Annotated in this window: 22 protein-coding genes and 1 tRNA gene; 12 read left to right on the top strand and 11 right to left on the bottom strand. The window is 60.8% G+C overall.

All coding sequences use genetic code 11. The features are described 5' to 3' along the window. The first annotated feature begins 64 nt into the window (after nucleotides 1-64). Nucleotides 65-1,126 (top strand): efflux RND transporter periplasmic adaptor subunit, encoded by a 1,062-nt coding sequence (locus ACWF8S_RS05530; protein WP_447555844.1) that lies wholly within the window; start codon nucleotides 65-67, stop codon nucleotides 1,124-1,126. Continuing rightward, the gene (locus tag ACWF8S_RS05525) at nucleotides 1,126-4,236 is read left to right on the top strand and encodes an efflux RND transporter permease subunit (RefSeq protein ID WP_447555843.1); all 3,111 of its coding nucleotides are present in this window, start codon (nucleotides 1,126-1,128) and stop codon (nucleotides 4,234-4,236) included. The genes ACWF8S_RS05530 and ACWF8S_RS05525 overlap by 1 nt, the downstream gene beginning before the upstream one ends. 46 nt (nucleotides 4,237-4,282) lie before the next feature. On the opposite strand, the gene ACWF8S_RS05520 is transcribed toward ACWF8S_RS05525, so the two are convergent. Next, the gene (locus ACWF8S_RS05520) at nucleotides 4,283-4,711 is read right to left on the bottom strand and encodes a DUF3617 domain-containing protein (protein WP_447555842.1); all 429 of its coding nucleotides are present in this window, start codon (nucleotides 4,709-4,711) and stop codon (nucleotides 4,283-4,285) included. Between the two features lie 120 nt (nucleotides 4,712-4,831). On the opposite strand from ACWF8S_RS05520, the gene ACWF8S_RS05515 reads away from it, so the two are divergent. Further along, nucleotides 4,832-5,041 (top strand): CPXCG motif-containing cysteine-rich protein, encoded by a 210-nt coding sequence (locus tag ACWF8S_RS05515; protein WP_447555841.1) that lies wholly within the window; start codon nucleotides 4,832-4,834, stop codon nucleotides 5,039-5,041. 3 nt (nucleotides 5,042-5,044) lie between these two features. Here the strand turns inward: ACWF8S_RS05515 and ACWF8S_RS05510 are convergent, their stop codons facing one another. From ACWF8S_RS05510 to ACWF8S_RS05495, 4 genes are all read right to left on the bottom strand, one after another. Continuing rightward, nucleotides 5,045-5,905 (bottom strand): ABC transporter permease subunit, encoded by an 861-nt coding sequence (locus ACWF8S_RS05510; protein ID WP_447555840.1) that lies wholly within the window; start codon nucleotides 5,903-5,905, stop codon nucleotides 5,045-5,047. After that, entirely contained in the window at nucleotides 5,902-6,813 is a 912-nt protein-coding gene (locus tag ACWF8S_RS05505) for an ABC transporter permease subunit (RefSeq protein WP_447556551.1), read from the bottom strand. The genes ACWF8S_RS05510 and ACWF8S_RS05505 overlap by 4 nt, the downstream gene beginning before the upstream one ends. 28 nt (nucleotides 6,814-6,841) lie before the next feature. After that, nucleotides 6,842-8,011 (bottom strand): ABC transporter ATP-binding protein, encoded by a 1,170-nt coding sequence (locus ACWF8S_RS05500; RefSeq protein WP_447555839.1) that lies wholly within the window; start codon nucleotides 8,009-8,011, stop codon nucleotides 6,842-6,844. 90 nt (nucleotides 8,012-8,101) lie between these two features. Beyond that, nucleotides 8,102-9,202, bottom strand: coding sequence for a polyamine ABC transporter substrate-binding protein (locus ACWF8S_RS05495; RefSeq protein ID WP_447555838.1), 1,101 nt, complete (start codon nucleotides 9,200-9,202; stop codon nucleotides 8,102-8,104). A gap of 473 nt (nucleotides 9,203-9,675) precedes the next feature. Between ACWF8S_RS05495 and ahpC the strand changes: the two genes are divergently transcribed. Beyond that, a complete protein-coding gene (ahpC, locus tag ACWF8S_RS05490) occupies nucleotides 9,676-10,239 on the top strand; it encodes an alkyl hydroperoxide reductase subunit C (protein ID WP_447555837.1) in 564 nt (187 codons plus the stop codon). Nucleotides 10,240-10,464: 225 nt separating this feature from the next. Continuing rightward, nucleotides 10,465-12,021, top strand: coding sequence for an alkyl hydroperoxide reductase subunit F (ahpF, locus tag ACWF8S_RS05485; protein WP_447555836.1), 1,557 nt, complete (start codon nucleotides 10,465-10,467; stop codon nucleotides 12,019-12,021). 80 nt (nucleotides 12,022-12,101) lie between these two features. Here the strand turns inward: ahpF and ACWF8S_RS05480 are convergent, their stop codons facing one another. From ACWF8S_RS05480 to hemA, 6 genes are read right to left on the bottom strand one after another with little or no spacing between them, the layout of a single operon-like run. Further along, nucleotides 12,102-15,374, bottom strand: a complete 3,273-nt coding sequence (locus ACWF8S_RS05480; RefSeq protein ID WP_447555835.1) for a Mur ligase family protein — start codon at nucleotides 15,372-15,374, stop codon at nucleotides 12,102-12,104. A gap of 40 nt (nucleotides 15,375-15,414) precedes the next feature. Further along, entirely contained in the window at nucleotides 15,415-16,173 is a 759-nt protein-coding gene (locus ACWF8S_RS05475; protein WP_447555834.1) for a HesA/MoeB/ThiF family protein, read from the bottom strand. Nucleotides 16,174-16,176: 3 nt separating this feature from the next. Beyond that, nucleotides 16,177-16,677, bottom strand: coding sequence for an Lrp/AsnC ligand binding domain-containing protein (locus ACWF8S_RS05470; protein ID WP_447555833.1), 501 nt, complete (start codon nucleotides 16,675-16,677; stop codon nucleotides 16,177-16,179). A 21-nt stretch (nucleotides 16,678-16,698) separates the two neighbouring features. Beyond that, the gene (gene prmC, locus ACWF8S_RS05465; protein ID WP_447555832.1) at nucleotides 16,699-17,553 is read right to left on the bottom strand and encodes a peptide chain release factor N(5)-glutamine methyltransferase; all 855 of its coding nucleotides are present in this window, start codon (nucleotides 17,551-17,553) and stop codon (nucleotides 16,699-16,701) included. Beyond that, entirely contained in the window at nucleotides 17,553-18,641 is a 1,089-nt protein-coding gene (prfA, locus tag ACWF8S_RS05460; protein WP_447555831.1) for a peptide chain release factor 1, read from the bottom strand. Before prfA ends, prmC begins: the two co-directional genes overlap by 1 nt. Then, entirely contained in the window at nucleotides 18,638-19,948 is a 1,311-nt protein-coding gene (gene hemA / locus ACWF8S_RS05455) for a glutamyl-tRNA reductase (protein ID WP_447555830.1), read from the bottom strand. Before hemA ends, prfA begins: the two co-directional genes overlap by 4 nt. 231 nt (nucleotides 19,949-20,179) lie before the next feature. On the opposite strand from hemA, the gene ACWF8S_RS05450 reads away from it, so the two are divergent. The 7 genes from ACWF8S_RS05450 to pth all read left to right on the top strand — a co-directional run bounded on the left by ACWF8S_RS05450 (nucleotide 20,180) and on the right by pth (nucleotide 26,303). Next, on the top strand, nucleotides 20,180-21,958 hold the full coding sequence (locus tag ACWF8S_RS05450; protein WP_447555829.1) for a tetratricopeptide repeat protein: 1,779 nt from the start codon (nucleotides 20,180-20,182) through the stop codon (nucleotides 21,956-21,958). 228 nt (nucleotides 21,959-22,186) lie between these two features. After that, nucleotides 22,187-22,840 (top strand): lipoprotein insertase outer membrane protein LolB, encoded by a 654-nt coding sequence (lolB, locus tag ACWF8S_RS05445; protein ID WP_447555828.1) that lies wholly within the window; start codon nucleotides 22,187-22,189, stop codon nucleotides 22,838-22,840. A gap of 7 nt (nucleotides 22,841-22,847) precedes the next feature. Next, on the top strand, nucleotides 22,848-23,720 hold the full coding sequence (gene ispE / locus ACWF8S_RS05440) for a 4-(cytidine 5'-diphospho)-2-C-methyl-D-erythritol kinase (protein ID WP_447555826.1): 873 nt from the start codon (nucleotides 22,848-22,850) through the stop codon (nucleotides 23,718-23,720). A gap of 27 nt (nucleotides 23,721-23,747) precedes the next feature. Then, a tRNA-Gln gene (locus ACWF8S_RS05435) sits at nucleotides 23,748-23,822 on the top strand. A 59-nt stretch (nucleotides 23,823-23,881) separates the two neighbouring features. After that, nucleotides 23,882-24,823 carry a ribose-phosphate pyrophosphokinase gene (locus ACWF8S_RS05430; RefSeq protein WP_447555825.1) on the top strand — a complete coding sequence of 314 codons (942 nt, stop codon included), beginning with the start codon at nucleotides 23,882-23,884 and terminating at the stop codon, nucleotides 24,821-24,823. Nucleotides 24,824-24,927: 104 nt separating this feature from the next. Beyond that, nucleotides 24,928-25,566, top strand: coding sequence for a 50S ribosomal protein L25/general stress protein Ctc (locus ACWF8S_RS05425; protein ID WP_447555824.1), 639 nt, complete (start codon nucleotides 24,928-24,930; stop codon nucleotides 25,564-25,566). 155 nt (nucleotides 25,567-25,721) lie between these two features. Next, nucleotides 25,722-26,303 carry an aminoacyl-tRNA hydrolase gene (gene pth / locus ACWF8S_RS05420; RefSeq protein WP_447555823.1) on the top strand — a complete coding sequence of 194 codons (582 nt, stop codon included), beginning with the start codon at nucleotides 25,722-25,724 and terminating at the stop codon, nucleotides 26,301-26,303. Nucleotides 26,304-26,345 lie beyond the last annotated feature (42 nt).

Here is a 26,345-nt window from a genome sequence, read left to right as displayed (position 1 = left end):
CGCCGCTTTGCCTGACCCTGCGCTTTTCAAGTCACGCCATGCGCCTAATGACGCTGAGACGCCTATGCATGTTTTAAGACGCTCCTTGAGTTTGCTGTTGCTCGCTTTTTGCCCGCTGGCGCTGGCCCAGCCGATGCCCAGCGTGATCGGCAGCCATGTCGCCACCAGCACCTGGTCCGACCCGCTGGAGGCGCTGGGCACCCTGAACGCCGATGAGAGCGTGACGTTGTCGGCGACGGTGACCGACACGGTCGCCCAGATCAATTTCGAGGATGGCGAGCAGGTCGAGCGTGGCCGACTCCTGATCCGCCTGGAAGACAGCGAGGAACAGGCGCTCTTGCGCGCAGCGCAGGCGCTGACCGCCGAACGCGGCAACGCCCTGGGGCGGGCCACTCAGTTACAGGATCGCAACCTGGCTGCCCGCGCCGATGTCGAGGATACCCAGGCTCGGCTCGATCAGGCTCGCGCCCAGGCGCAGGCCATAGAGGCCCAATTGACCGACTATCGCCTTCACGCGCCGTTCAGCGGCCGGGTCGGCTTTCGCAATATCAGCGTCGGCACGCTGGTCACACCGGGGATGGAACTGGTCACTCTCGACAAGCTGGACGTGATGAAGCTCGACTTCAGCGTACCCGAGGTGTTTCTGGGGCGTCTTTCCAAGGGCCTTTCCCTGAGCGCCACCACCGCCGCCTTCCCGGATGACGTGTTCGGCGGCGAGATTGCCAGCATAGGCACGCGAATCGACCCCGTCACCCGCAGCATCGACGTACGCGCCAGGCTCGATAACCCCGGCCTTCGTCTTCGACCGGGCATGTTGATGGAAGTAATCGTCCAGCAGCGTATCCGCGAGGCGGTGGTGGTGCCCGAAGCCGCGCTGGAGCCCAGCGGCGACCGTCACTACGTGATGCTGATCCATGACCACAACAATACCCACCGCCTGGAACAGCGCCAGGTGATGATCGGTGAGCGTCGCTATGGCGAAGTGGAAATTCTCGAAGGCCTGGAGGCAGGTGATCTTGTCGTGGTGCACGGGCTACAGCTGGCCCGCGATGATCTCGAGGTTCGCCTTCTGGGCATCGTCGATGACACTACCGGGGTTCGCGAGCTTCTGGAGGCGGACCGCTAATGCGCTTATCGGACATCTCGGTACAGCGCCCGGTGCTCGCCATGGTCATCGCCGCGCTGATCATCGCCTTTGGCCTTCTGGCGCTGAACCGCTTGCCGCTTCAGGAGTACCCCGCCGTCGACCCGCCGATCGTGAGCATCGATACTCGCTACCCCGGGGCGTCAGCCAGCGTGGTGGAAACGCGCATTACCCAGATTCTGGAGGATCGCATCGCCGGCGTGGAAGGGATCGAACTGATCACATCAACAAGTGAAGACGGCCGCTCGCGCATCGAGATCGAGTTCGCCATCACCATGGATATCGACGCCGCGGCCAACGATATTCGCGATCGTATCGCCGGGGCGCTTCGCAACCTGCCGGACGACGCCGACAACCCGGAAGTCACCAAGGCCGACAGCAGCGAAGAGATCGTAGTGTGGCTAAGTCTCTCCGGAGCAGACTACTCGATGACGGAGCTGACCGACTACGCCAATCGGTACCTGGTCGATAGTCTCTCGACCCAGCCCGGCGTCGCCCGGGTTCGCCTGGGCGGCGGTCGGGACTACGCCATGCGCGTCTGGCTTGACCGCAATGCCCTGGCCGCCCGGGGGCTCACCGTAGGCGATATCGAAGACGCCCTGCGGGCTGAAAACGTCGAACTGCCGGCGGGCTCGCTGGAGTCCGCGGATCGCCAGTTCATCGTGCGCCTGCCAAGAAGCTTTGCCACCGCCGATGACTTCAAGCGCCTGGCGCTGGATCAAGGTGAACGCGGCTATCTGGTGCGCCTTTCCGATGTCGCCCGGGTCGAGGTGGGTTCGGTCGAGGACCGGTCGGTGTTCCGTGCCAACGGCGTCCCCATGGTAGGGCTGGGCATCATCATGCAGTCCACCGCGAACGTGCTGGCGCTTTCCGAGGCGGTACAGCTCGAGCTTGAACGCCTCCAGCAGACGCTCCCCGAGGGCATGGCTTTAAGTCTCAACTACGACGCCTCACTGTTCGTCTCCGGTGCCATCGAACAGGTGGTTTCCACGCTCTTTATCGCCATGGGCCTGGTGGTGGTGGTCATCTTTCTCTTTCTGGGGAATCTGCGCACCACCCTGGTGCCCGCCGTTACCGTTCCCATTGCGGTGATTGGCGCGTTTACCGCACTGGCGGTAATGAACTTCTCGATCAACCTCTTGACGCTACTGGCACTGGTACTGGCCATTGGGTTGATCGTCGATGACGCCATCGTGGTGCTTGAAAACATCAACCGGCGCATGCACGACTATGGAGAAACCCCGCTGGTGGCAGCCTATCGGGGCACCCGCCAGATCGGTTTTGCGGTGATCGCCACGACCCTGGTACTGGTGGCGGTATTTGTTCCCTTGAGCATGCTTCAAGGCGATATCGGCCGGCTCTTTTCCGAGTTCGCCCTGACCATGGCCGCAGCGGTCGTGTTCTCCACCCTGCTGGCGCTGACCCTGACGCCCATGATGGCCTCCAAGATCCTCAAGCCCGGCATGCACGATGGCCGCATCGGTCGTGCCGTGCAGTGGCTCTTGAACACGACCCAGCGCCATTATCGGCGCGTGCTGGAACTAACCCTGCGCCTTCGATGGCTGGTGGCAGCGCTGTTTGTACTGCTGGTTGCCGCCACCGCCTGGCTGGGTGCCAATCTCCCCAGCGAATACACCCCGCAAGAGGATCGAGGCAATTTCATCGTGCTGGTGAACGGTCCCGAAGGTGCCACCTTCGACTACATGATGGACTACATGGACGAGATCGAGGCGCGCCTGGCCCCCTTTGTGGAGAACGGCGAGCTTGAACGTGTGGTGGTCCGTGCCCCGCGCGGGTTTGGCAATATCGAAAACTTCAACAGCGGTTTTCTGATTGTCGACATGGCAGACTGGGGCAGTCGGCGAAGCGCCTGGGACGTAATGAACGACGTGCGCGCCACGCTTTCCCGTCTGCCCGGCGTGCAGGCGTTTCCGGTGATGCGCCAGGGGTTTGGTCAGCGCACCCAGAAACCCGTCCAGTTTGTGCTCGGCGGCGGCTCCTATGAAGAAATCGCCCGCTGGCGGGATACGCTGATCGACCACGTACGCCGCGACAACCCCCGACTGACTGCGCTCGAGAGCAATTACAACGAAACCCAGCCCCAGCTTCGGGTAGATATCGACTACACCCGGGCGGCCGCACTGGGCGTCACGGTCAGCGAAATCGGCCGCACCCTGGAAGTGTTGCTGGGCGGGCGCAACGTGACCCGCTATGTCGCCGACGGGGAAGAGTACGATGTAATCGTCGAGGGCGACCGGGCTCGCCAGAACAGTCCCCGGGCGCTGGATAACATTCAGGTGCGCTCAGCGCGAAGCGGCGCCTTGATTCCGCTTTCAAGCCTGGTGACGCTTTCCGACTTCGCCGGCGCCAGCACCCTCAACCGGTTCGACCGGGTGCGGGCCATTACCATCGAGGCCAATCTGGCGGATGGCTACCCGCTGGGCGAGGCGCTGACGTATCTGCAGCAAAGCGCCGACGCCCTGCTGCCCGAAGCTGCCCAGACCAACCTGGCGGGCCCTTCACGGGATTTCCAGCAAGCAAGCGGAGCAACGACCTTCCTGCTGGTGCTCGGGGCGGTGGTGGTCTTTCTGGTGCTCGCAGCGCAGTTCGAAAGCCTGATCCATCCGCTGGTGATCATGCTGACCGTGCCGCTGGCCATGAGCGGTGCCCTGCTCGCCCTACTGCTGAGCGGCCAGTCGCTGAATATCTATAGTCAGGTGGGATTGGTGCTGCTGATTGGTCTGGCGGCAAAAAACGGGATTCTGATCGTCGAGTTCGCCAATCAGCTTCGCGATGAAGGCGTGGCGTTTCGCGAGGCGCTCATCGAGGCCTCCGTCACCCGTCTTCGTCCGATTCTGATGACCGCGATTACCACCATGGCCGGCGCGATCCCGTTGATCGTTTCAAGCGGGCCAGGAGCAGAATCGCGCCTGGTCATCGGTACCGTGGTCATGGCCGGTGTGGGCGCTGCCACGGTATTCACGCTGCTGGTGGTGCCGGTGGCCTACGACCTGCTTGCTCGGCACACGGGCTCTCCCGGTGCGGTCAAGCGCCGCCTGGAGGAAGAAATGGCGCGCCACGAGGCCCCCTGAAACAAAAAGAGCGCCGAAGGCGCTCTTTTTCAAGAGTGCTGCACGCTTAGCCACACTCGCCAACACGCTGACCTTCGATCGTGGTGTCCATGGTGAGCTCACCCATGGGCGACTGAGTCAAGATCGTTACCGTGCCGTCGATCTGCTCGCCCATGAAGCTCATTTCGCCATCGATGGTGGCCTGACCGCCCTCGGCGCTACAGGCCATGCTGTAAGAGATGCCGTCCGCGTTCATGTCCTGGCTTAGAAGCTCGCAGCCCTGCTCTTCTTCGATCAGGCCGAATTCAGCGCTTTCAAGCTCTTGTTGCGTGATGCACTGGCGCTCGGTTTCGGTCTGGTCGGGAATATCCATTTCACCGCTGATGCGGGTGACGCTGACAAATTCCCACTCGCCCGGCGTGACGTTCGGAGTATCCGCCAAAGCGACCATCGGGACAGCCAACGCGGCCGCGACTACCATGTAACGTATCATCATCGTTCTCTCAATTGATTAGCCAAATAACCGCGCCCCCATCCTACCTGATTCATGGCGCGGGTGCTCGCCCAGGCTTTGCTACACTGGGCCTTGCTGACATTTCAAGCCAAGGAAGCCATCATGAACGACGAAGCGCTGATCGATCACGCGTTCGACTGCCCCTACTGCGGCACCCCTCTCACGTTCGTCATCGACACGTCCCAGGGGAGTCACACCACCTGGGAAGATTGCCATCAGTGCTGCGCGCCGATTCAGCTGCAGGTGGTCGTCTCGCCCATGACCGATGAGCTCGAAGCCGTCATCACCGGGCGCGACGACGACGTCTTGTAACCCTCAAGGCGCCTGACGGGCGTTCGCCTGATTGGCTTGATTGATGAGTGCCTGTCGCCGCTTCTCGCCACGGCGCATGACGTACCAGGCGAGCAGCGTGGCAAGCGAAACCGCCAGGATGATCAGCGTGGCCAGCGCATTGATCTTGGGAGATACCCCAAGGCGTACCGAGGAGAACACCACCATCGGCAACGTATTGGCCCCGGGGCCGGATACGAAGCTTGCAATGACCAGATCATCCAGCGAGAGCGTGAAGGCCAGAAGCCAGCCGGCAATCAAGGCCGGCGAGATCATCGGCAGGGTGATGCAGAAAAAGGTCTTGAGCGGCGGCGAGCCAAGATCCATCGCCGCTTCCTCGATGGAGCGATCCATCTCGCGAAGCCGCGCCGCTACCACGACCGCCACGTAGGCACTGCAGAAGGTGGTATGGGCAATCCATATGGTCGCCATGCCGCGATCCGCCGGCCAGCCAGTCAACTGCGCCATCTGTACAAACAGCAGCAAGAGCGAAAGCCCCGTAATCACCTCCGGCATGACCAGGGGTGCCGTCACCATGCTGGACAGCGCCGTCTTGCCGCGAAAGCGCTTGTAGCGGGTCATCACGAAGGCCGCCACGGTCCCCAGACACACCGCCATGCTGGCGGCGAAAAAGGCGATCTCGAGACTTGTCCAGACCGCGGCGAGAATCTGGCGGTCACGAAACAGGGCCCCGTACCACTCGGTGGAAAAGCCGGCCCACACGGTCACAAGCCTTGAGGCGTTGAACGAGTACACCACCAGCACGATCATCGGCAGGTAAAGAAACAAGAGCCCCACGGTCAGCATGACCGTGGTGAACTGGGGGCGACGAGACATCACGCTCATTTTTCAAGCTCCCGTGACTGATAGCGATGAAACCACACGATAGGCACGAGCAGTAACAGCAGCATCACCATGGCAAGGGCCGAGGCCACCGGCCAGTCGCGATTGAGGAAGAACTCTTCCCACAGCACCTTACCGATCATCAGCGTATCCGGTCCGCCCAGAAGCTCGGGGATGACGAACTCTCCCACCGCCGGAATGAACACCAGCATCGAACCTGCCACGATGCCCCCCATGGAGAGAGGCAGCGTCACCTTGAAAAAGGTGTTGAGCGTGCGCGAGCCCAGATCCGCCGCCGCTTCCAGCAGCGCGTTATCGAGCCTCGTCAAATGGGCGTAAAGCGGCAGTACCATGAAGGGCAGATAGGCGTACACGATGCCGATCACCACCGCAAACTGGGTGTTCATCATGCGCAGGGGCGAATCGATGATGCCTGTTCCCATCAGCAGGTTATTGATCAGCCCGCTGTTGCTGAGAATACCCATCCAGGCGTATACCCGAATCAGAAACGATGTCCAGGAGGGCAGCATCACCAGAAGCAGCAGGATAAGCTGCCAGCGTTTCGGGGCGCGGGCCATGGCATAGGCCATCGGATAGCCCAGCAGCAGACAGGCCACGGTGGAAATGAACGCTGTCTTGATCGAGCCCCAGTACGCAGCCACGTAGAGCGAGTCCGAAAGCAAAAACAGGTAGTTGCCCAGGTTGAGAAAGACGTGCAGCGTCTGGTTGGTGTATTCGACGAGCGGGCCGAACGGCGGGATGGCCACCATCGACTCGGACAGACTGATTTTCAATACCAGCGCAAAGGGCAGCAGAAAGAACAGCGTCAGCCACAGAAGCGGCAGTGCGATCACGGCCCGGCGGCCAATCTGCAGACGCCTCAAGGGCGCTGCGAAGTGAGACAGCTTTATCAAGGACGCTCTCCTAAAGCCACGCGGGTTAGCGGTTGAGCACAATCGCGCTATGGTCTTCCCAGGACACGTAAACGTTATCTTCCCAGGTGGGCCGGTCGCCACGCCGTTCGGTATTGGCCATGCTCGCCTTGATCAGCTGACCGGAGGCGGTACGCACGTAGTAGAGCGAGTAGCCGCCGAGATAGGCGATATCATCCACCTTGCCCGCCTCCCAGTTGTACTCGCCTTCGGGCTTTTCGCGGCTGAGCCAGATCTTTTCCGGACGAATCGCCGCCCATACACGTCGGTCCACCGCCTGGGTGGTAATCCCGTGATCGATGTAGATAGGCCGAGAAAGCGCCGGAGACTCGATGGTGCAGTGGTCGGCGGCGTCCTTGACGATTTCGCCTTCGAACAGGTTCACCGTGCCGACGAACTCCGCCACCATGCGACTGGCCGGGCTTTCGTAGATATCCACCGGCGAACCCACCTGCTCGATCCAGCCATCGGCCATGATCGCCACGCGATCGGCCATGGTCATCGCCTCTTCCTGGTCGTGGGTCACCATGATGCAGGTCACCCCCACCTGCTCGATGATCTCGACCACCTCGAGCTGCATCTCGGTACGCAGTTTCTTGTCCAGCGCCCCCATGGGTTCGTCGAGCAGCAATAGCTTGGGGCGCTTGGCCAGCGAGCGCGCCAGTGCCACGCGCTGGCGCTGGCCGCCGGATAGCTGGTGCGGCTTGCGCTTGGCGAAGCGCTCCATGTGAACGAGCTTGAGCATCTGCGCCACCCGCGCCTCGATGTCCGCCCTGGAAAGCTTGTCCTGCTTCAGGCCGAAGGCGATGTTCTGCGCCACACTCATATGCGGGAAGAGCGCGTAGGACTGGAACATCATGTTGATCGAGCGCTTGTGCGGCGGCGTATCGGTGATGTTCTCGCCGCCCAGCAGAATACGGCCCTCGGAGGGCGTCTCGAACCCCGCCAGCATCCGCAACAGTGTCGACTTCCCCGAACCAGACCCCCCCAACAACGCGAAGATTTCGCCGCGCTTGACCTGCAGGTTCACATCATCCACCGCCAGCGCATCGTCAAAGCGCTTGCTCAAGCGCTTGACTTCCAGCACGACATCCTCGGCGAAACGAGGCGTCTTGCCGGGGGTGCGCACCGCACTTGTGGCAGGTGGGTTTTCATTCGACAGGGGCGTAGTGACCATTCGCCACTCCCATCCAAGGCCTGGCGAGCCAGGCACCAAACGATAAAGAGCGGGCAGGGATACCCCTGCCCGCCGCTCAAGAGGCGCTAGTTAACGACCGGATTTAACGCGGTTCCAGATACGTGTGCGAACGCGCTGGAACGCCTGCGGCATGTCCAGGGCCACATACAGATTCTGCATGACCTCGGTTTCCGGGTAGATCGCCGGGTTATTGAGGATCTCTTCGTCGATATACGCATCTGCCGCTGAGTTGGGGTTGGCGTAGCTGACGTAATCGGTGATCTCGGCGGCAATTTCCGGATCGAGAATGAAGTCGATGAAGGCGTGAGCGTTTTCCACGTTCGGCGCGTCCGCCGGAATCGCCATCACGTCGAACCAGAGTGCGGCACCCTCTTTGGGAATGGTGTAGCCGATTTCGAAATCACGGCCCGCTTCCTCGGCGCGCTCGGCGGCCTGGAAGACATCGCCGGAGTAGCCCGCCGCCACACAGATATCGCCGTTGGCGAGATCGGAAATGTAGCGCGAGGAGTGGAAGTAGGTAATGTCATCCCGAATGCCGGCAATCAGTTCACCCGCCGCTTCCAGATCGTCGGTATTGTCGCTGGTGGGGTTCAGGCCAAGGTAGGCCATGGCCGCGGGCAGCATTTCCTCACCGCTGTCCAGCATCGAGATGCCGCAGCCAGCCTCGGCAAGGACACCGGTGATTTCCGGGTCGAACAGCATCGCCCAGCTGTCTACCGGGGCGTCGTCGCCCAGAATGTCGGTGACTCGATCGACGTTGTAGCCGATGCCGTTGGTACCCCACATGTAAGGCACCATGTATTCGCTGTTCGGGTCGATGGCTTCCAGGTTTTCCATCAACTCAGCATTGAGGTTCTCAAGGTTGGGCAGCGCGTCCTTATCGAGCGCCTGATAGACACCCGCCTGGCGCTGACGCATGAAAAAATGCGATGAAGGGACGACCACGTCATACCCGGAGCGGCCAGCCAGCAGTGCCGCGTCCAGCGTTTCATTGCTGTCGTAGACATCATAGGTAACATCGATACCGGTGCGCTCGGTAAACTTTTCAAGCGTTTCCGGAGCAATATAGTCAGACCAGTTATAAACCCTCACTTCATCAGCGTGGGCGTGCGCCGCTACGACACAAGAGATAGCCGTAACGGCCGCTGAGAGTTTGTGGATATTCCCCATCGAGTTGCTCCTTGTACTAATGCTGATAGATCCGGGCGACTCCACCCAGTCGATGATCCCGCAAGCCCTACGCTTTCGCGATCCCCTCAAAACGCCTTACTTCAGTAGTTTACTTGCGTACTTTAAAGCGCCAACACTCAAATTAGCACCTAAACGCGGCTAGGCAATTTTTTGGAGCTGCGAATTCTGCGCGGCCTGGCCCCCCACCGCAAGGGCTGGCCAGAAAATTGTTGCATTAAGGCCTTGCCGACCCCACCTAGTGATTCCGACGGCGCAAATTCAGCCTCGCTTTTCAGGCCTACTTGTTCAGTGATACCTGTCAAACGATGCCGTCGAAAGCAGCCAAGCGAGGTAGCTGATAGTTTTCTTATATAGATTGAATTTCTTTTTTCAATTTTAGCTATCACGCTTTCGCCGCTAACATGATGTCTACATTTTCAAGCCATCATCCATTGCATACGGAGACGATCTGAATGTCCTTGATCAACACTGAAGTAAAACCGTTTAAAGCTACTGCTTACCTCAATGGTGAATTCGTTGACGTCACAGATGCTGACTTGAAAGGCCAGTGGTCCATCTTCTTTTTCTACCCGGCGGATTTCACCTTTGTCTGCCCCACCGAACTGGGTGATCTGGCCGACAACTACGATGCGTTCAAAAAACTGGGCGTCGAGATCTACAGCGTATCGACCGATACCCACTTCACTCACAAGGCGTGGCACGACAGCTCCGAAACCATCGGCAAGCTCCAGTACCCGATGATCGCCGATCCGACGCTGAAGATTTCGCGCAACTTCGAAGTACTCATCGAAGAAGACGGTCTGGCCGAGCGCGGCACTTTTGTCGTCGACCCGGATGGCAAAGTCCAGATCGTCGAGATCAACGCCGGCAACATCGGCCGTAACGCCGAAGAGCTGCTGCGCAAAGTGAAGGCCGCTCAGTACGTTCGTGAAAACCCGAACGAAGTGTGCCCGGCCAAGTGGAAAGAAGGTGAAGAGACCCTCGCGCCGTCTCTGGATCTTGTTGGCAAGATCTAACGCCGCTGGCTGACCCGCTCCGACAGTTTACGTTTTGACGGATCAGCCCCGCACCCGGGCATTGCCCGGGTGCGTCGTTTCTAAGCCTTGAAAGCCGTATTTAAAACCGTTCAAGTTCGAAAGCATTTAACTACCCACGCTACTCTTCTCCCGCGCTCAGCCAGCCTGGCTGGTATGTTCGAGCCGGTCGAGACATAGTCAACCTATTGCGAGGACACCACTGTCATGCTGGACGACAATTTAAAGACTCAGTTGAAAGCGTATCTTGAAAAAGTGACTCAACCCTTCGAGATCGTGGCGTCCCTCGATGACGGTGCCAAGTCAAAAGAACTGCTGGGCCTTCTGGAAGACATCAACAGCCTGAGCGGCCAGATTACGCTCAAGACCGACGGCCAGGATGCGCGCACACCGTCGTTTGCCATCAACCGTCCCGGCGAAGACACCGGCGTCGTGTTCGCCGGCATTCCCATGGGCCACGAGTTCACCTCGCTGGTACTCGCCCTTCTGCAGGTCGGTGGCCACCCGCCCAAGGCCTCCCAGGATGTGCTGGACCAGATCAAGTCCCTCGAAGGCGATATGCTCTTCGAGACCTATTATTCGCTCTCGTGCCAGAACTGCCCGGACGTGGTGCAGGCGCTCAACCTGATGGCGATCTTCAACCCAGGCGTTCGCCACGTGGCCATCGACGGCGCGCTGTTCCAGGACGAAGTCGAAGAGCGCGAGATCATGTCGGTGCCAAGCGTCTACCTGAACGGCAAGCCCTTCGATCAGGGCCGCATGACGGTCGAGCAGATTCTGGCCAAGGTGGACACGGGAGCATCCGAGCGCGAAGCGAAAAAGCTCAGCGAAAAGGCAGCCTTCGATTCATTGATCATCGGCGGCGGTCCGGCGGGTGCCTCGGCGGCGATCTATTCGGCACGTAAAGGTATCAACACCGGTATCGCCGCCGAGCGCTTTGGTGGGCAGGTCGTCGATACCTTGGGTATCGAGAACTTCATCTCGGTCTCCTACACCGAAGGGCCGAAGCTGGTCGCCGCGCTCGAGCAGCACGTCAACGACTACGAAGTCGACGTGATGAACCTGCAGCGGGCAAGCGGCTTCAAGGCTGCCGAGGTCGAAGGCGGGCTTCACGAAGTGACATTTGAATCCGGCGCGACGCTCAAGAGCAAGACCCTGGTATTGGCCACCGGTGCGCGCTGGCGCGAAATGAACGTGCCCGGCGAGCAGGAGTACCGCAACAAGGGTGTGGCCTACTGCCCCCATTGCGATGGCCCGTTGTTCAAGGGCAAGCATGTCGCGGTGATTGGCGGCGGTAACTCCGGCGTCGAGGCGGCCATCGACCTGGCCGGTATCGTGGGTCACGTCACCCTGGTCGAATTCATGGGTGAAATGCGTGCCGATGCGGTGCTGCAGAAAAAGCTCAAGAGCCTGCCCAACGTCGATATCATCCTGAACGCCCAGTCCACCGAGGTGATCGGCGACGGCAGCCGTGTCAACGGTTTGACCTACAAGGACCGCAACACCGACGAGACCAAGCACGTGGCGCTTGAAGGCATCTTCGTACAGATCGGCCTGGTGCCGAATACCGAGTGGCTGAAGGGCTCGCCGATCGAGATGTCGCCCCACGGCGAGATCATCGTCGATGCCCACGGCATGACCTCCGTGCCCGGCGTATTCGCCGCGGGCGACGCCACCACCGTGCCCTACAAGCAGATCGTCATCGCCATGGGCGAAGGCGCCAAGGCCTCACTGGGTGCCTTTGATTACCTGATTCGCAACTGAACGAAGGGGGCGCAAGGCCCCCTTCACTCTTGACTTCGACGCCCGTTCTTGACGTCAGCCCGCTCCCTGCGGGCTTTTTTTCATGTCGTCTGACTCGCCTCGAGGGTTTGAGCGATATCGCTCAAGCCAAACTTGTTGGAGCCCTTGAACGCCACCCAGTCCCCGGGTTCGAGCGATGAAGCCAGCGCTCGTGCAAGCGCTTCCCTGGAGGGAAAACTCGCCACGCGAGGAATCCGCTCTTGCAGTTTGGGCTGCAGCGTTTGCATGTGCTCGCCCAACAGCCACACCACCTCAGCCCCACTGGCAATAATCGGTTCCACCAGCGCCTGGTGATAGGCGAGGCTATCCGTACCCAGCTCGAGCATGTCCGCAAGCACCAGATGCTTGCGTTTGCCCTCGACACTTCTTGCCTGGGAGAGCATCGCATTCATCGAGAGAGGGTTGGCGTTGTAGGCATCGTTCAGCAAATAGAGCGCCCCGCCCTGCCATGCCACCTGACGTTGGCTGCCGCGCCCTTCAGGTGGTGTGACCAGACCGATAAACGGCAACACGGCCTGAGGCGACAACCCTGACGCCAACAGCACACCAAAGGTAGCCAAAACGTTCATCGCCCAGTGACTGCCCCGCTCGGCCATGTCGATACTGATACGCTCATTGGAGTAGGCAATTTCAAGTGTGTGAGGATCACCGGAATTGATCCAGCGAACCGTTGCCTGCGGGTGAGTGCCGAAGGAGAGGATATGTTGCGCATTTTTCCGGGCAGCGGCTTCAACTATAGGCCACTGCTCCATATCCCGGTTGATCACTGCCACGCCGCCCGCCGGCATGGCGTCGAATATACGGCTCTTGCGAATGGCAACCTGTTCGACCGTATCATGATATTCAAGATGCGCCGGCCCCGCGTTGAGAAACACGGCAATATCTGGCCGTCCCAAAGCGGAATTCTGGCGCATGCGGCCGATGGCCATCTCGATAATGTGAACAGGCGCCTGCCAGGGAACTGAGGCGAGTGTCCATGCGATGCCGTAAGGAAGGTTGGCGCTATGGGTGGTAGCCCCCACATCCCCCCACAGAGAAAGCAACTGGCGCAGCATGTTGACAGCCGTGGTTTTACCCGCACTTCCTGTGACACCCACCACCTTGCCTGTGAGTTTTCGTCGCGCGAAGCCGCCCAGATCCAGAACTGCCTGGCCGGTATCGGCTACTTCATAAATGGGAATGGCGTGTTTCTCAAGAGCCGCCCTATCGGCAGGTGCCTGGGCGATCAGCAGTTGGGGCTTGTAAGGCAGCTTATCCAGAAAGTCAACGTGAATCCCCAGAGGCCTCTGATCCGTTCTGACGACCACCATATGGCCAGGGGCCATCGTTTTGATATTGAAGCTCAGGCCCGTTGCACGCCAGCGAACGGAACCCGGCCTTTTTATCCAGCGCCCTTCAGTGGCCGCTGCCACGTCCTGGCTCGTCCAGTTACCTTCACTCGTGAAAGTAGAGGCAGCGCGTGAAAAAGAAGGAGCCTGCACTGGAGCATTCAATCCATCGGTGATCGGTCGTACCACTTTCGACGCTGCGCGTTCACTGTTCAAATAGTGCTGCAAATACGCCACGAACCCGGAGAGGTAGTGCTCCACGTCGTCGATGCGCACGCGAAAGCTGTGATGGCGGATAAAAAAGCTGCCCAGGATGCGCTGCGGGTTCTTGAAGTACATCGCGTACTCCGGCCAGAAGTGGCCGTTGAGCAGGTAGTGGGCGCGTTTTTCAAGGGCATGGTAGAAACGCTTGATGTCGATCAGTGCGAGCAGATGGCGATGTTCCGGCGAGTTCTGCAGACGCGTGATCATCTTGTGCGCCGCCATCATCAGCTCCAGCAATGTAGGAAAGGTGGTGATACGCCCTTCCACGAAGCCGAGATAGCCTGCCACGTTTTGCAGTCCGAAGCGGTAGTAGCGTTCCTCCGGGCGATAAAGGGTCAATTCATTGACGCAGTAGCTTAGCCAGTGGTCGTGGGCTTTCCAGTGTTCTTGAACGATAAAGTACTCGAAGGCACGCTCCACTACCTCAAGCCAGCGGGGGTCCTTCGTCAAACCGTACAAACGCATCAGGCCAAACGCGGCTTCGCCATCGTAGTAGATGATGCGAAAGGCCTCTTTCACCCCAAGCGTCGCGGCGTCCAGCACGTGGTTGAAGCCGCCGCTTTCCAGCTGAAGTTGGCGGATACCCAGCGCGACCTCTTCCATCAGCGGAAGATAGCGCTCGTCTTCTGTAAGCTCGGTATACTTGGAAAGCGCCAGAAGTGTCACGCCGCTTCCACCGAGCTTGATCTCGCCGTTGCCTTCCAACAGGTAGCTTACCCGCTCGCCGCGGTGCTCGAAGCTTTGCAACAGCTCGGTGGTGAGATGCTCGAGTGCCAGGTCAATCGCGCGCTTGAGCGAATCATTCTGCGTGACCTCCCAGGCCTCCAGCATGCTGTATATGCTGCTGGTATGACGAAGGGTATTGTAGCCGTTCACCTGGCGATCAAAGCAAGGATGCAGCCCGTAGATGAACCGGCCGTCCGGCTCTACCTGAGCGGCCAGAAACCGGCTGGCATCGTCAATCAGCGAATAGGTGGTGTGCGGGGTCAACTGCTCGATAATCCGTCGCCCGGTAGAGCGGCCTTCCGCCCCACCGGTGTGACCGTGAAGCCGGCGCGGCGCCTGGCCCGGTTCGACAAGCAGCGCATCGGTGGTAAAGGTATAAACCCGCTGAACGGGGTCAAAGTCGACGGCCACTTCGCGGCCAAAGCGCTCTTTGGCATAGCGCAGGAAGTTGCCCTGGTTAAGCTCGGGGTGAGGCACCTTGCTGCCCGTGTAGAGCATGGCGTTGGCGTTGAGCTCCTGCTCCAGAAAGGCTGTCTGCTTATCGGGGTCGAGTGCGATGCCACGGCGAAAGTAGTTGCGCTTGTGTTTTTTCAGCTCGGCCGCCAGGGTCTCCCACGTGTACGCCTCGAAGGTTCGGGTCCAGTCCAGGCGCAGCCAGCGCACCGGGGACGCAACACTGTAGTGCGGGGCCAGCTTATCGCTTAGCACTTGCCACAATGTCTCATCAACCGACCCATGGGCGTTGACCACCACCGCGCGCGTGGTGCCATCGGTAACGGATACGAACAGATGCAGCGGTTCGTTCAACTTGGTGTCTAGCGTGCTTTGAAGGGCTTGCCGGGCCATCCCCAGCGCGTCGCTCAAGGGCATGAGCGCGGCAGCGTTCGGCGAAGGTTTCTTTTCGAGCAAGGGCACCTGGAAGGCGGGCTGTATCTTTTTCTGCTTCTGGGCGCGCTTGGCCTGATTCAAACTTTTCGAGCCGGCGGATTTCGCCATGAATTCACCCTTTATGATCGTCTGCGCCGGCAACAGCCGGTTATGAATGACGGGGCCCGCATACCGGACAGGCGGGGTCGCGCGGCACCTGGAAATGGCGCCAGCCGCCGCTCAGGCCATCGAAGGTGGAAAGCCCCTGGTGGGCGCGCCCGGCGCCGCTTAACAGCTTGACCGCCTCGAGCGCCTGAAACGACCCGACAAGCCCGACCAACGGCGCCACTACGCCGCTTTCGGCGCAGCTTGGCGCCTCATCGGAGGTGTCATCCGGCGGGTAGAGGCAAGCGTAGCAGGGGGAATCAGGCTCACGGGGGTCGAAGACGGCCAACTGGCCGGAAAAGCGGATGGCCGCGCCGGAGACCAGCGCCACTCCGGCTGCCTGGCAGGCGGCGTTGATCGCGTAGCGGCTCGAGAAACGATCAGTGCAGTCCAGTACCACATCCATGGTGCCGGCAAGCGCCGTGAGCGCTGTCTCATCCAGATGGGATTCGAGGGCGGTGATCTCACACCCGGGATTGAGTGCCTGCATACGCGCCTTGGCAGAGGCGGCCTTGTTCTGGCCGACACTGGCATCCTGATGGGCGATCTGGCGTTGCAGATTGGACAGTTCGACGACGTCGGCGTCGGCAATGGTAATGCGCCCTACCCCGGCCGCGGCCAGATAGAGGGCGACCGGCGACCCCAGCCCGCCGGCACCGATGATCAGCGCGTGGGCATCCAGCAGGCGCTCCTGGCCCTCGATATCCATTTCGGCCAGCATGATCTGGCGGCTATAGCGCAAAAGCGCCTGGTCATCCATCATCGGCTACTTGTCCTCGAACTCGCTTGGCTCCGGCACAAACAGGCTGAAGCTCTCCTTGACCTCTTCCATGACCACATAACTCTTGGATTCCTTCACCCCGGGAAGGGTCAGCACCACATCCCCCAGCAGCTGCCGGTAAGCCGACATCTCCGGAATCCGGCATTTTAGAATGTAATCAAACTGTCCTGACACCAGATGACACTCCTGGATTTGCGGCAGTGTCTCCACCGCCCGGCGAAACTCGTCAAACACCGCCGGCGACTGAGTTTCCAGGCTGATTTCGACAAACACCAGCAGGTTGGCCTTGAGTGCCTGGGGGTCGAGCAGGGCCTTGTAGCCCCGAATCACGCCAGCGCGCTCCAGACGCTTGACGCGCTCCAGGCACGGCGTGGTGGAAAGCCCTACCTGGGCGGCCAGATCCACGTAGGAGATGCGCGCATTCTCTTGAAGCGCGCGCAGAATACGCAGATCGATACGGTCCAGCGTTCGGTTCTTAGGTTTCATGGCAGGATCCATTACGATGAATCAGGCTTGGCAAACTCGCCCCAGAGTAACCCGTTCGTGCCCTTGCAGATCTTGTACGCTTTCAACGTTACTGTAGCCGCCCTTCTCCAGCGCGCCCCGGACAGCCGCCGCCTGGGCATAGCCGTGTTCCAGCATCAGCCAGCCTGTCGCGTTCAGATACGCCTTGGCGCTTTCCACCAGATGCATCAGATCCGCCAGGCCATCATGGGCGGCCACCAGTGCAGAGCGTGGCTCGAAGCGTACATCGCCCTGGCGAAGGTGCGGGTCGTTTTCACTGATGTAGGGCGGATTGCTGACGATGATATCAAAGCGTGGGGCAGGATCGCTTCGTTCAAACCGGCCAAACCAGTCACTTTGCTGGAAAGCGGCGTTTTCGATCGTCAGGCAATGGGCGTTGCGGGTGGCAAGCTCGACGGCCTCTTCGCGAATATCCAGGCCGGTCACCTGCCAGTGCGGGCGCTCGCTTGCAAAAGCCAGCGCCACGGCACCGGTACCGGTGCCTAGATCCAGAAGCTGGCCGCTGGCCGCCTGTGCGCGGCAAAGGGCGGCCTCGACCAGGGTTTCCGTATCGGGGCGCGGAATGAGCGTGTGCCGGGAAGTCACCAACGTAAGCCCCCAGAATTCGCGCTCACCGGTCAGGTAGGCCACGGGCTGGCCCTGAGCCCGGGCGGCAATCAGTGCTGCGAAGCGGGCGTGCTCCCAGGTCCTGCAAGGCTGATCCCCCCAGGTATAGAGCCAGGTGCGATCACGCCCACAGATGTGACACATCAGCACCTCGGCATCCAGGCGCGGGGTGTCACCACCCGCCGCGCCTAGCCGCTCGGCCCCGGCTCGTACCAGTGCATCGAACGTCATCACGCGTCCTGCAGGGCGGAGAGCTGCTCGGCCTGGTATTCATGGATCAAGGGCTCCACCACCTCATCGAGCTGCTCGCCGCTGATCACGTCGGTCAGCTTGTAAAGCGTCAGATTGATACGGTGGTCGGTAATGCGCCCCTGGGGGAAGTTATAGGTGCGAATGCGCTCGCTGCGATCGCCCGAACCCACCAGCGAACGCCGCGCATCGGCCTGTTCCTGGCGCTGAGAGTCCACGGCATTGCGCTTGAGCCTGGCGGCCAGCAGCGACATCGCCTTGGCCCGGTTCTTGTGTTGACTGCGCTCTTCCTGACACTCCACCACCACGCCGGTGGGCAGATGGGTGATCCGAATGGCCGAGTCTGTCGTGTTCACGTGCTGGCCACCGGCGCCGCTCGAGCGGTAGGTATCCACACGCAGATCCGCCGGGTTGATGTCGATATCGCCCACGTCATCCACTTCAGGCATGACCGCCACCGTACAGGCGGAGGTGTGAATGCGTCCCTGGGATTCCGTGGCGGGTACGCGCTGCACCCGATGGGCGCCGGATTCGAACTTGAGACGGGCATAGACGCTGTCGCCTTTCACCCGGGAGATCACTTCCTTGTAGCCGCCTTGTTCGCCGTGGCTTGCACTGACCACTTCCACACGCCAGCCGCGCTTTTCCGCGTAGCGTGAATACATGCGAAACAAATCGCCGGCGAAAATCGCTGCTTCGTCGCCACCGGTACCGGCGCGCACTTCCAGAAAGACACCTCGACCGTCGTCCGGGTCCTTGGGCACCAGCAGACGCTTGAGCTCGACATCCAGGTCTTCAAGCTGCTCGCGGCCCTCGAGCATTTCCATTTCGGCCAGCTCGCGCATGTCCGGGTCGCTGTCGCGACTTAACGACTCGGCGGTGGCGATATTGTCTTCGACCTCGCGATAGCGCTGCCAGGAGGCCACCAGCTCCTCGAGTTCCGAGTACTCGCGGGAGTAGTCGCGAAAGCGCTGCTGGTCGTTGATGACTTCAGGGTCGGATAGCAGCATCGCCAGTTCTTCGAACCGGTCAGCAAAGCTGTCTAGGCGTTGGCGCAACGTCTCTTTCATGCGGGCGTATCATCCTTCTGGCGTTTTGCCGAGGGCGCAGGCTTGTCAAACGCGGGCTTGGGAGGTAGCAGAACGCGCGGCGCCGCACTCAGCACTTCGTGGTTTTCCTGGGAGGCCGCTTCGCGCAGCGCAAGGGTGGGCTGATGCATGAACCGGTTGGCCAGTTGATGCGCCATCCGCTCGATTACCTTGGCAGGGTCTTCCCCTCGGGCCAGACGCTCAAGCGCCTGATCGCGGGTTTCGTCGCGAAGCGCCTCGCCGTAGCGGCGATAGTCGCGGATCAGCTCGCCGCCCCGGCGCAGGCGACGCTCCTGCTGCCAGCTGCCCACCCCGTGCTCGATCAGCGATTCGGCCTGGTCAGCAGCTACCTGGCGGTGGCGACGGTTCTCCGCGATCACTTCTTCCAGATCATCGACGGTATACAAGAAGACGTCGGCAAGATCGCCCACTTCGGGTTCGATATCCCGAGGAACCGCGATGTCTACCATGAACACGGGGCGGTGGCGGCGCTTTTTCAGCGCACGCTCCACCATTCCCTTGCCCAGAATCGGCAGCGGGGAGGCGGTGGAGGAAATGACGATATCGGCTTTTTCGAGCGCCTCTGGAATCTCGGGCAACGTGATGGCTTCCCCGCCCAGGCTGGACGCCACGCCGAGCGCGCGCTCGCGGGTACGGTTGGCCACCGTCAGCGAACGCACCCCCGCCTCACTAAGATGGCGGGCCACCAGCTCGATGGTTTCTCCGGCGCCGATCAACAAAGCGTTTGCTCGACCGAAATCGTCGAAGATGCGACTGGCCATGCTGACCGCGGCATACGCCACCGATACCGGGTTCTTGCCGATGCCGGTTTCGGTACGCACCTGCTTGGCCACGGAAAAGGTGTGCTGAAAAAGGCGCTCCAGCTCGCCACCCAACCCCTTGGCGTCGCGGGCCTGCTGATAGGCGTCCTTGAGCTGACCAAGTATCTGAGGCTCGCCCAGCACCATGGAATCCAGTCCCACGGCCACACGCATCAAGTGACGGGCGGCGTCGTGGTCCAGATAGTGATAGGCGCAGCGAGCAAGCTCTTCCACGCGAAGATTATGAAAGCGGCCTAGCCAGTCAAGCACTGCCTGCTCGCCGTCGACATTGGTCACGCAGTAAAGCTCGGTGCGGTTACAGGTAGACAGTACCGCCGCTTCGCTGACTTGTGGCAGGCAGCGAAGTTCGCCCAACGCGTCATCAAGCTGCGAAGGTGTAAAGGCTACCTGCTCGCGAACGGCGACACTGGCCGTACGATGATTTATTCCCAGGGCAAGAAGCGTCATGCGTTATGCGTCTTCGCTAGTGGATCGGTCGTGAGTCAACGCTGGCTCGACTCTCTGTAAACGAGCCCTTGCCTTCAAGGGCCTTGTCGAGAACCGGCTTGAAATTGCGCTGACACGGATCGTTTTCAAGGTGTAGCATTCTACCACAATACACCCGGTTCTGGCGCCACCACTTTGCCGCAGGCCACCAAGCCGCTATGCTGAATATCCGGCCACTTGATTGAGACACGCATGCCCTTTCGCGCGACATTAACGGGTTTACCCCGCTGGCCCTTGGCGGCCACGCTTTTGTTAAGCGGCTGCCAAGCGACGCCCTCAGGTCATGATGGCGGCTTATCCGCCTATTTGAGCGATCCCATGGCATCGGCGCCGCCGATCACAAGAGGGCTGGACGCCGACGGGCTGCGTACGCTGCTGACCGCCGAACTGGCTGGCCAGCGCGGGGATTTCAGCCGGGCGAGCCAGGGCTATCTGGAGGCTTCCAGACGCTACCAGACACCGGCCCTTGCCGAGCGGGCCACCTTCGCTGCACGCTTTGGCAACGACCCGGCGCTGATGGAGGCTTCCGCCCTGCGCTGGCGCGAGCTGGCCCCCCAGGCCCAGGGCCCGAACCAGTTTCTGGCGGTGCTGTCCCTTCAGCGCGGCGACTGGCTCGACAGCCTCGAGCAGCGCCTGGCGATTGCTCGTGCCGGCGGCAATGGTGATATCGCCGCCTTCGCCGAGCTTGCCGTGGCCGAAGAAGCCCCGCTTGGTCTCTTGATCCGCCCGCTGCGCAGTTACCTGGACGACACCCTCGCCATCGTTTCTGACGAAGCCGGACTTGAAGTGCAAAGCGATGTGCTCCTGGGCACTGCCTTGATCGAGGCCGCGCTTGGCAACACCCGCCAGGCCCAGGCCCGCCTGGACGAGATAGCCCGTCAGGCGCCAGAGTCCGAGGCGCTTTGGCTTGCCCGGGCAAGACTGGCGCTGGAAACCGACGATCACCGCGGCGCGCGCGCGGCCGCCGAACAGGGCCTGCTGCTTGCCCCGGACGATGTACGCTTTGTACTGCTGCTCGCCCAGGCCAATATTCGCCTCAACAACATCGCGGCCGCCGAAGAGCAGACCAACGCCCTGCTCGAACGTCACGGCGGCGGCGAAGAGCTGCGTGTCGCTCTCGCCCAGCTCTACCTTGAAGAGGGCCATCCGGAGCCCGCCTATCGGTTACTGCAACCCTTGATCGGCCAGGACAACATTCCCGATCTGGCCTACTACCTGTTAGGGGCGATCACCCAGTCCCAGGGCGAGACCGACAATGCGCTGATCTATTATCGGCAGGTACGCGAGGGCAGCGAATTCCTACCCGCCCGAGCCACCGCCGCCCAGATGCTGGTCGACGAGGATCGACTGCTCGATGCTCGGGCCTTTTTACGCATCGAACGAATGCGCCATGATGCCTACTTCAGCGACCTGGTGCTTCTCGAAATGCAGCTTCTCGACACCCAGAACCTGCCTGATGAAGCCGATGCGCTGCTGGACAGGGAAGTGGCTCGTACGCCGGAAGATTCTGGCCTGCGTTACTTGAGAGCGATGCGTGCCTTCGAGCGCGGCAACCTTGAGGCCATGGAGCGCGATCTGCGCCAGATCATTCGCGCCGAGCCCGATAACGCCGCCGCTCTCAACGCCCTGGGCTATACGCTGGCGGACGCCGGCCTGCCCGAGCGCCTCGAGGAGGCCCGCGAGCTGATCGAGCGCGCCTACCAGCTGGAGCCGAACAACCCTGCCGTACTGGACAGCATGGGCTGGGTGCATTTTCAAATGGGCGAACCCGCCAACGCCCTGCCCTGGCTTGAAAGCGCCTACGCCCAGATGCCGGACCAGGAAGTTGCCGCCCACCTGGCCGAGGTACTTCATGCGCTGGAGCGCACCGATGACGCCCGAGCGCTGGTTCGCCATATCCAGGCGCGCACCGACGAGCACCCCACTATCGATGAGCTGCTTGAGCGCCACCCGGAACTCGGTGCCCCCTGAGCATGTGTTCTTCCCTTGTTCGGGGTGGCCCTCAAGGAAACAGGCTCAAGCAATTATCGTGGTTTCAAGAGAGTCTCGTGGTTCCAAGAAAGCATTTTGGTCTTGAAGCACTTTTGTATTGAAGCACCGTGGTTTTATAGACGCACCGTGGTTTTAAAAATAGCCTTACCCATTTTCTAGATACTGCCTTGAATGATTCAAGGCGCCCCCCTGACATGGAGTTTCGTTATGTTGAGCACCTGCCCGAATGCCCCGTTACCCAACACCTGCGCACGCCCGGCACGGGCGTGGCTTGCCGGCGCCGCCTTGATATTGCTGGCCGGGTGTGCGACTCAGGCCCCCATGGATGAGAGCGGACGCCAGGCAGGCCAGTGGGAGCGTCAGCAGGCCGACGTGGAAGCCTTCGATACCTGGACCATGGCAGGCAAGGCCGGGCTTCGTACCCCGCAGGAGAACACCAGTGCCAACCTGGACTGGAACCAGACGCCGTTTTATTTCCGCATGCTGATCAGCGGCCCCTTCGGCGGCGGGCGCAGTGTTCTTGAAGGCCGCGAAGGCCGGTTCTCTCTTACCACCAGCGAAGGCCGCTTCGAGGCTCCGACCCCGGAAGCGCTGATGGACGAGCAGCTTGGCTGGTCACTGCCGGTTCGCGCCATGCCCGACTGGGTGCGCGGCCTGCCCGGGGACGATTCGAGCTACCAGCTGGAAACCGACGCGTTCGGCTTTCCAAGCCACCTTCGCCAGGATGGCTGGGAGATCGACTACCGCGACTGGGAAGAAGTGGAAGGCATGTGGCTACCGCGGCGTCTGGTCATGAACTATGAAGAGGTGCGCATCACGCTGGTGGTCAACCAGTGGCGCTCCCGCGATACCCAGGAGTGAACCCCGCGTGAGTCACGTAGAAGCCACCCCCGGCCGTCTGACGCTTCCGGCCCCGGCAAAGCTCAACCGCATGCTGCATATTACCGGCCGACGGGAGGATGGTTACCACACGCTGCAGACGCTGTTTCAGTTCCTCGACCTGGCCGATGAACTGACGCTCACCTTGCGCGACGACGGCGACATCAAGCTGCTGGACGCTGTAGAAGGCGTCGAGTTCGACGACAACCTGGTGGTACGCGCCGCGCGCAAGCTGCTTGATTACCGCCAGACCTCCAGGCAAGGAGTCAGCCTGGGCATCACCAAACGCCTGCCCATGGGCGGCGGACTGGGCGGCGGCAGCTCCAATGCGGCTACGGTACTGGTCGGGCTCAACAAGCTCTGGGGGCTTGGGCTATCACCGGCCACCCTTGCCGACATAGGCCTGTCGCTGGGGGCCGATGTGCCGGTCTTCGTTCGTGGCCACAGCGCCTGGGCCGAGGGGGTGGGCGAAAGGCTCACCCCTGTCACCCTGGATACGCCCTGGTTTGTAGTGATCCACCCAAACGAGAGCGTATCGACGCCGCTGATCTTTCAAGACCCGGAATTGACACGCGCAAGCCGCCCCATTACTATGGCGCGCGCACTGCAGGGGGGAGTGGCCACGTGGCGTAACGACTGTGAAGAAACGGTCAAGAAACGCTATCCACCGATCGCTTATGCGCTTGAGTGGCTTGGCCAATACGCGCCCAGCCGCCTGACCGGTACCGGCGCTTGTCTGTTTGCCGCATTCGAAACAGAGCACGCCGCGAAAACCGTTGCCGAACTGGCAGGTCAGCGCTATCAGGCATGGGTGGCACGCGGGCTTAACACCTCTCCTCTACATGATGCTCTGGGCTGTTAGCGCCCGGTCAGCGCATTAGGCTATTGCTGGGGTATCGCCAAGTGGTAAGGCACCGGTTTTTGGTATCGGCATTCCCAGGTTCGAATCCTGGTACCCCAGCCAACCTGATGATGATCTGTCGTTTTCTCCCCTGATCCCCAACACTGCAAAGGTGGCTGCGCGTGTCAAAATTGATGGTTTTCACCGGGAATGCCAATCCCGACCTCGCTCGAAAGATTGCTGAGAGCCTGGACAGCCGTATGGGTAATGCCACGGTCGGTCAGTTTAGCGATGGCGAGATCGCAGTCGAGATCAATGAGAACGTGCGTGGCAAGGATGTCTTTATCCTTCAGTCCACCTGCGCCCCCACGAACGACAACCTGATGGAACTGATCCTGATGGTCGACGCCCTGCGCCGCGCTTCGGCGACGCGCATCACGGCGGTTGTTCCCTATTTTGGCTATGCCCGTCAGGATCGCCGCGTGCGTTCCGCTCGCGTGCCCATCTCGGCCAAGGTGGTTGCCGACATGATGGTCAAGGCCGGCGTGGATCGCGTGATGACGATGGACCTGCATGCCGACCAGATTCAAGGCTTTTTCGATGTGCCGGTGGACAACGTCTACGGCTCACCGATTCTGCTCGACGACATCGAGCGCCAGAACTACGACGACCTGGTCGTGGTCTCCCCCGATGTAGGTGGCGTGGTACGCGCGCGTGCCATTGCCAAGCAGCTCAACGCGGATCTTGCCATCATCGACAAGCGGCGCCCCCAGGCCAACCAGGCCCAGGTCATGCATATCATCGGCGAAATCGAAGGGCGCACCTGTGTGGTAGTCGACGACATGATCGATACCGCCGGCACCCTTTGCAAGGCCGGTGAAGCACTCAAGGAACACGGCGCTGCCCGCGTGGTGGCCTATGCCACCCACCCGATCTTGTCAGGCCCTGCGGTCGACAACATCACCCATTCTGTACTGGACGAAGTCGTCGTGACCGACACCATTCCGCTGGCCGACCATGCGCGTCGCAGCGGTAAAATTCGCCAGTTGAGCGTTGCCGGCCTGATTGCGGAAGCGATCCGCCGGGTCAGCAACGAAGAATCCGTCAGCGCGATGTTCCACTAGTCTCAAGGACTCGCCTGACGGCAAAGCCCCCACTGGGGCCTTGAAAACGTCGTCGCCTGGTCGCGGTCGACGGGGTTTTCTTACTTAAACCAAGAGGCACCAACATGTCTGATTTTACTTTGAAAGCCGATGTTCGTAACGACCTGGGGAAAGGTGCGAGCCGCCGCCTGCGTCGTGCGAACCAGCAAGTTCCTGCCGTCGTGTACGGTGGTGAAAAGGCGCCGCAGTCCATCTCCGTCGAAAAGACCGCGTTCTACAAGGCGATCGAAGACGAGTCCTTCTTCTCCTCGGTCATCAACCTGGTGATCGACGGCAAGTCGGAGCAGGTCGTCGTTCGTGACCTTCAGCGCCACCCCTACAAGCCCCTTCTGACCCACGCAGACTTCATGCGTGTCGACGCGACGCATGAAATCACCATGAACGTGCCGCTGCACGTCATTGGCGAAGAGAAGTGTGTCGGTATCAAGGACCAGGGTGGCGAGCTTCACGTCATGGCCAACGAAGTGGCGATCAGCTGCTTGCCGAAGGATCTGCCGGACTACCTGGAAGTGGACATCTCAAGTGTTGAGCTGGGCACGACTCTGCACCTGTCCGATTTGAACCTGCCGGCCGGCGTCACTTCTGTCGACCTGTCCCACGGTGAAGACCACGATAACGCCATTCTCAGCATCACCATCATCAAAGATCGTATTGAAGAGGAAGAAGGCGAAGCAGGCGAAGGCGAAGAAGACAGCGCCGAGTAAGCGCACCCGGTACGCAGTATCGAGTACGCTCGCCGTGTATTGGGCCATGCCTGCATGGCCCATGAATGCTAAAATCAAGCGCTTCGGCGCTTGATTTTTTTTGTCGTGCACTTGCAGGACACAAGCGCATCTATGTGAACGTTGGAGGTGGGAACATGAGCCAGGTAACGGCCATCATAGGGCTGGGCAATCCCGGCCCCGAGTACGATGCAACACGCCACAATGCAGGCTTCTGGCTGGTGGACGCGCTTGCGCGCAGCGCCCACATGGAGCTTCGCCCCGAAAAGAAGTTTCTGGGGCTTTATGCCAAGGCCCGTATTGGCGAATGCGAGCTGCATCTTCTCAATCCCACCACCTTCATGAACCGCAGCGGCGCCGCCGTGGCTGCCCTTGCGCAGTTTTTCAAGCTCGCCCCGGACAACCTGCTCATCGCTCACGACGAGCTCGATCTACTCCCCGGCCAGGCACGCTATAAAACCGGTGGCGGCCACGGCGGCCACAACGGCCTTCGTGACATCATAAGCGCCCTGGGCAATCAAAAGGACTTTCATCGGCTGCGCATCGGCATTGGTCATCCCGGCGAGGCGCGCCAGGTCACCAACTTTGTACTTGGCCGGCCCGGCAAAACCGAGCAGGAGTCGATCGAGCGCGCCCTTGATGAGTGCCTGGCAACGCTGCCCCTTGCGCTTGACGGCGACTGGGCTAAAGCCATGAACCGGCTACATAGCGTAAAATAGCCGAACGCTTCCATTTTCAAGGCGACTTTTGACAAAGCCGCC

It is taken from the genome of Vreelandella xerophytica (genome assembly GCF_968048975.1).
This window is presented reverse-complemented; position numbering and strand designations above follow the sequence as displayed.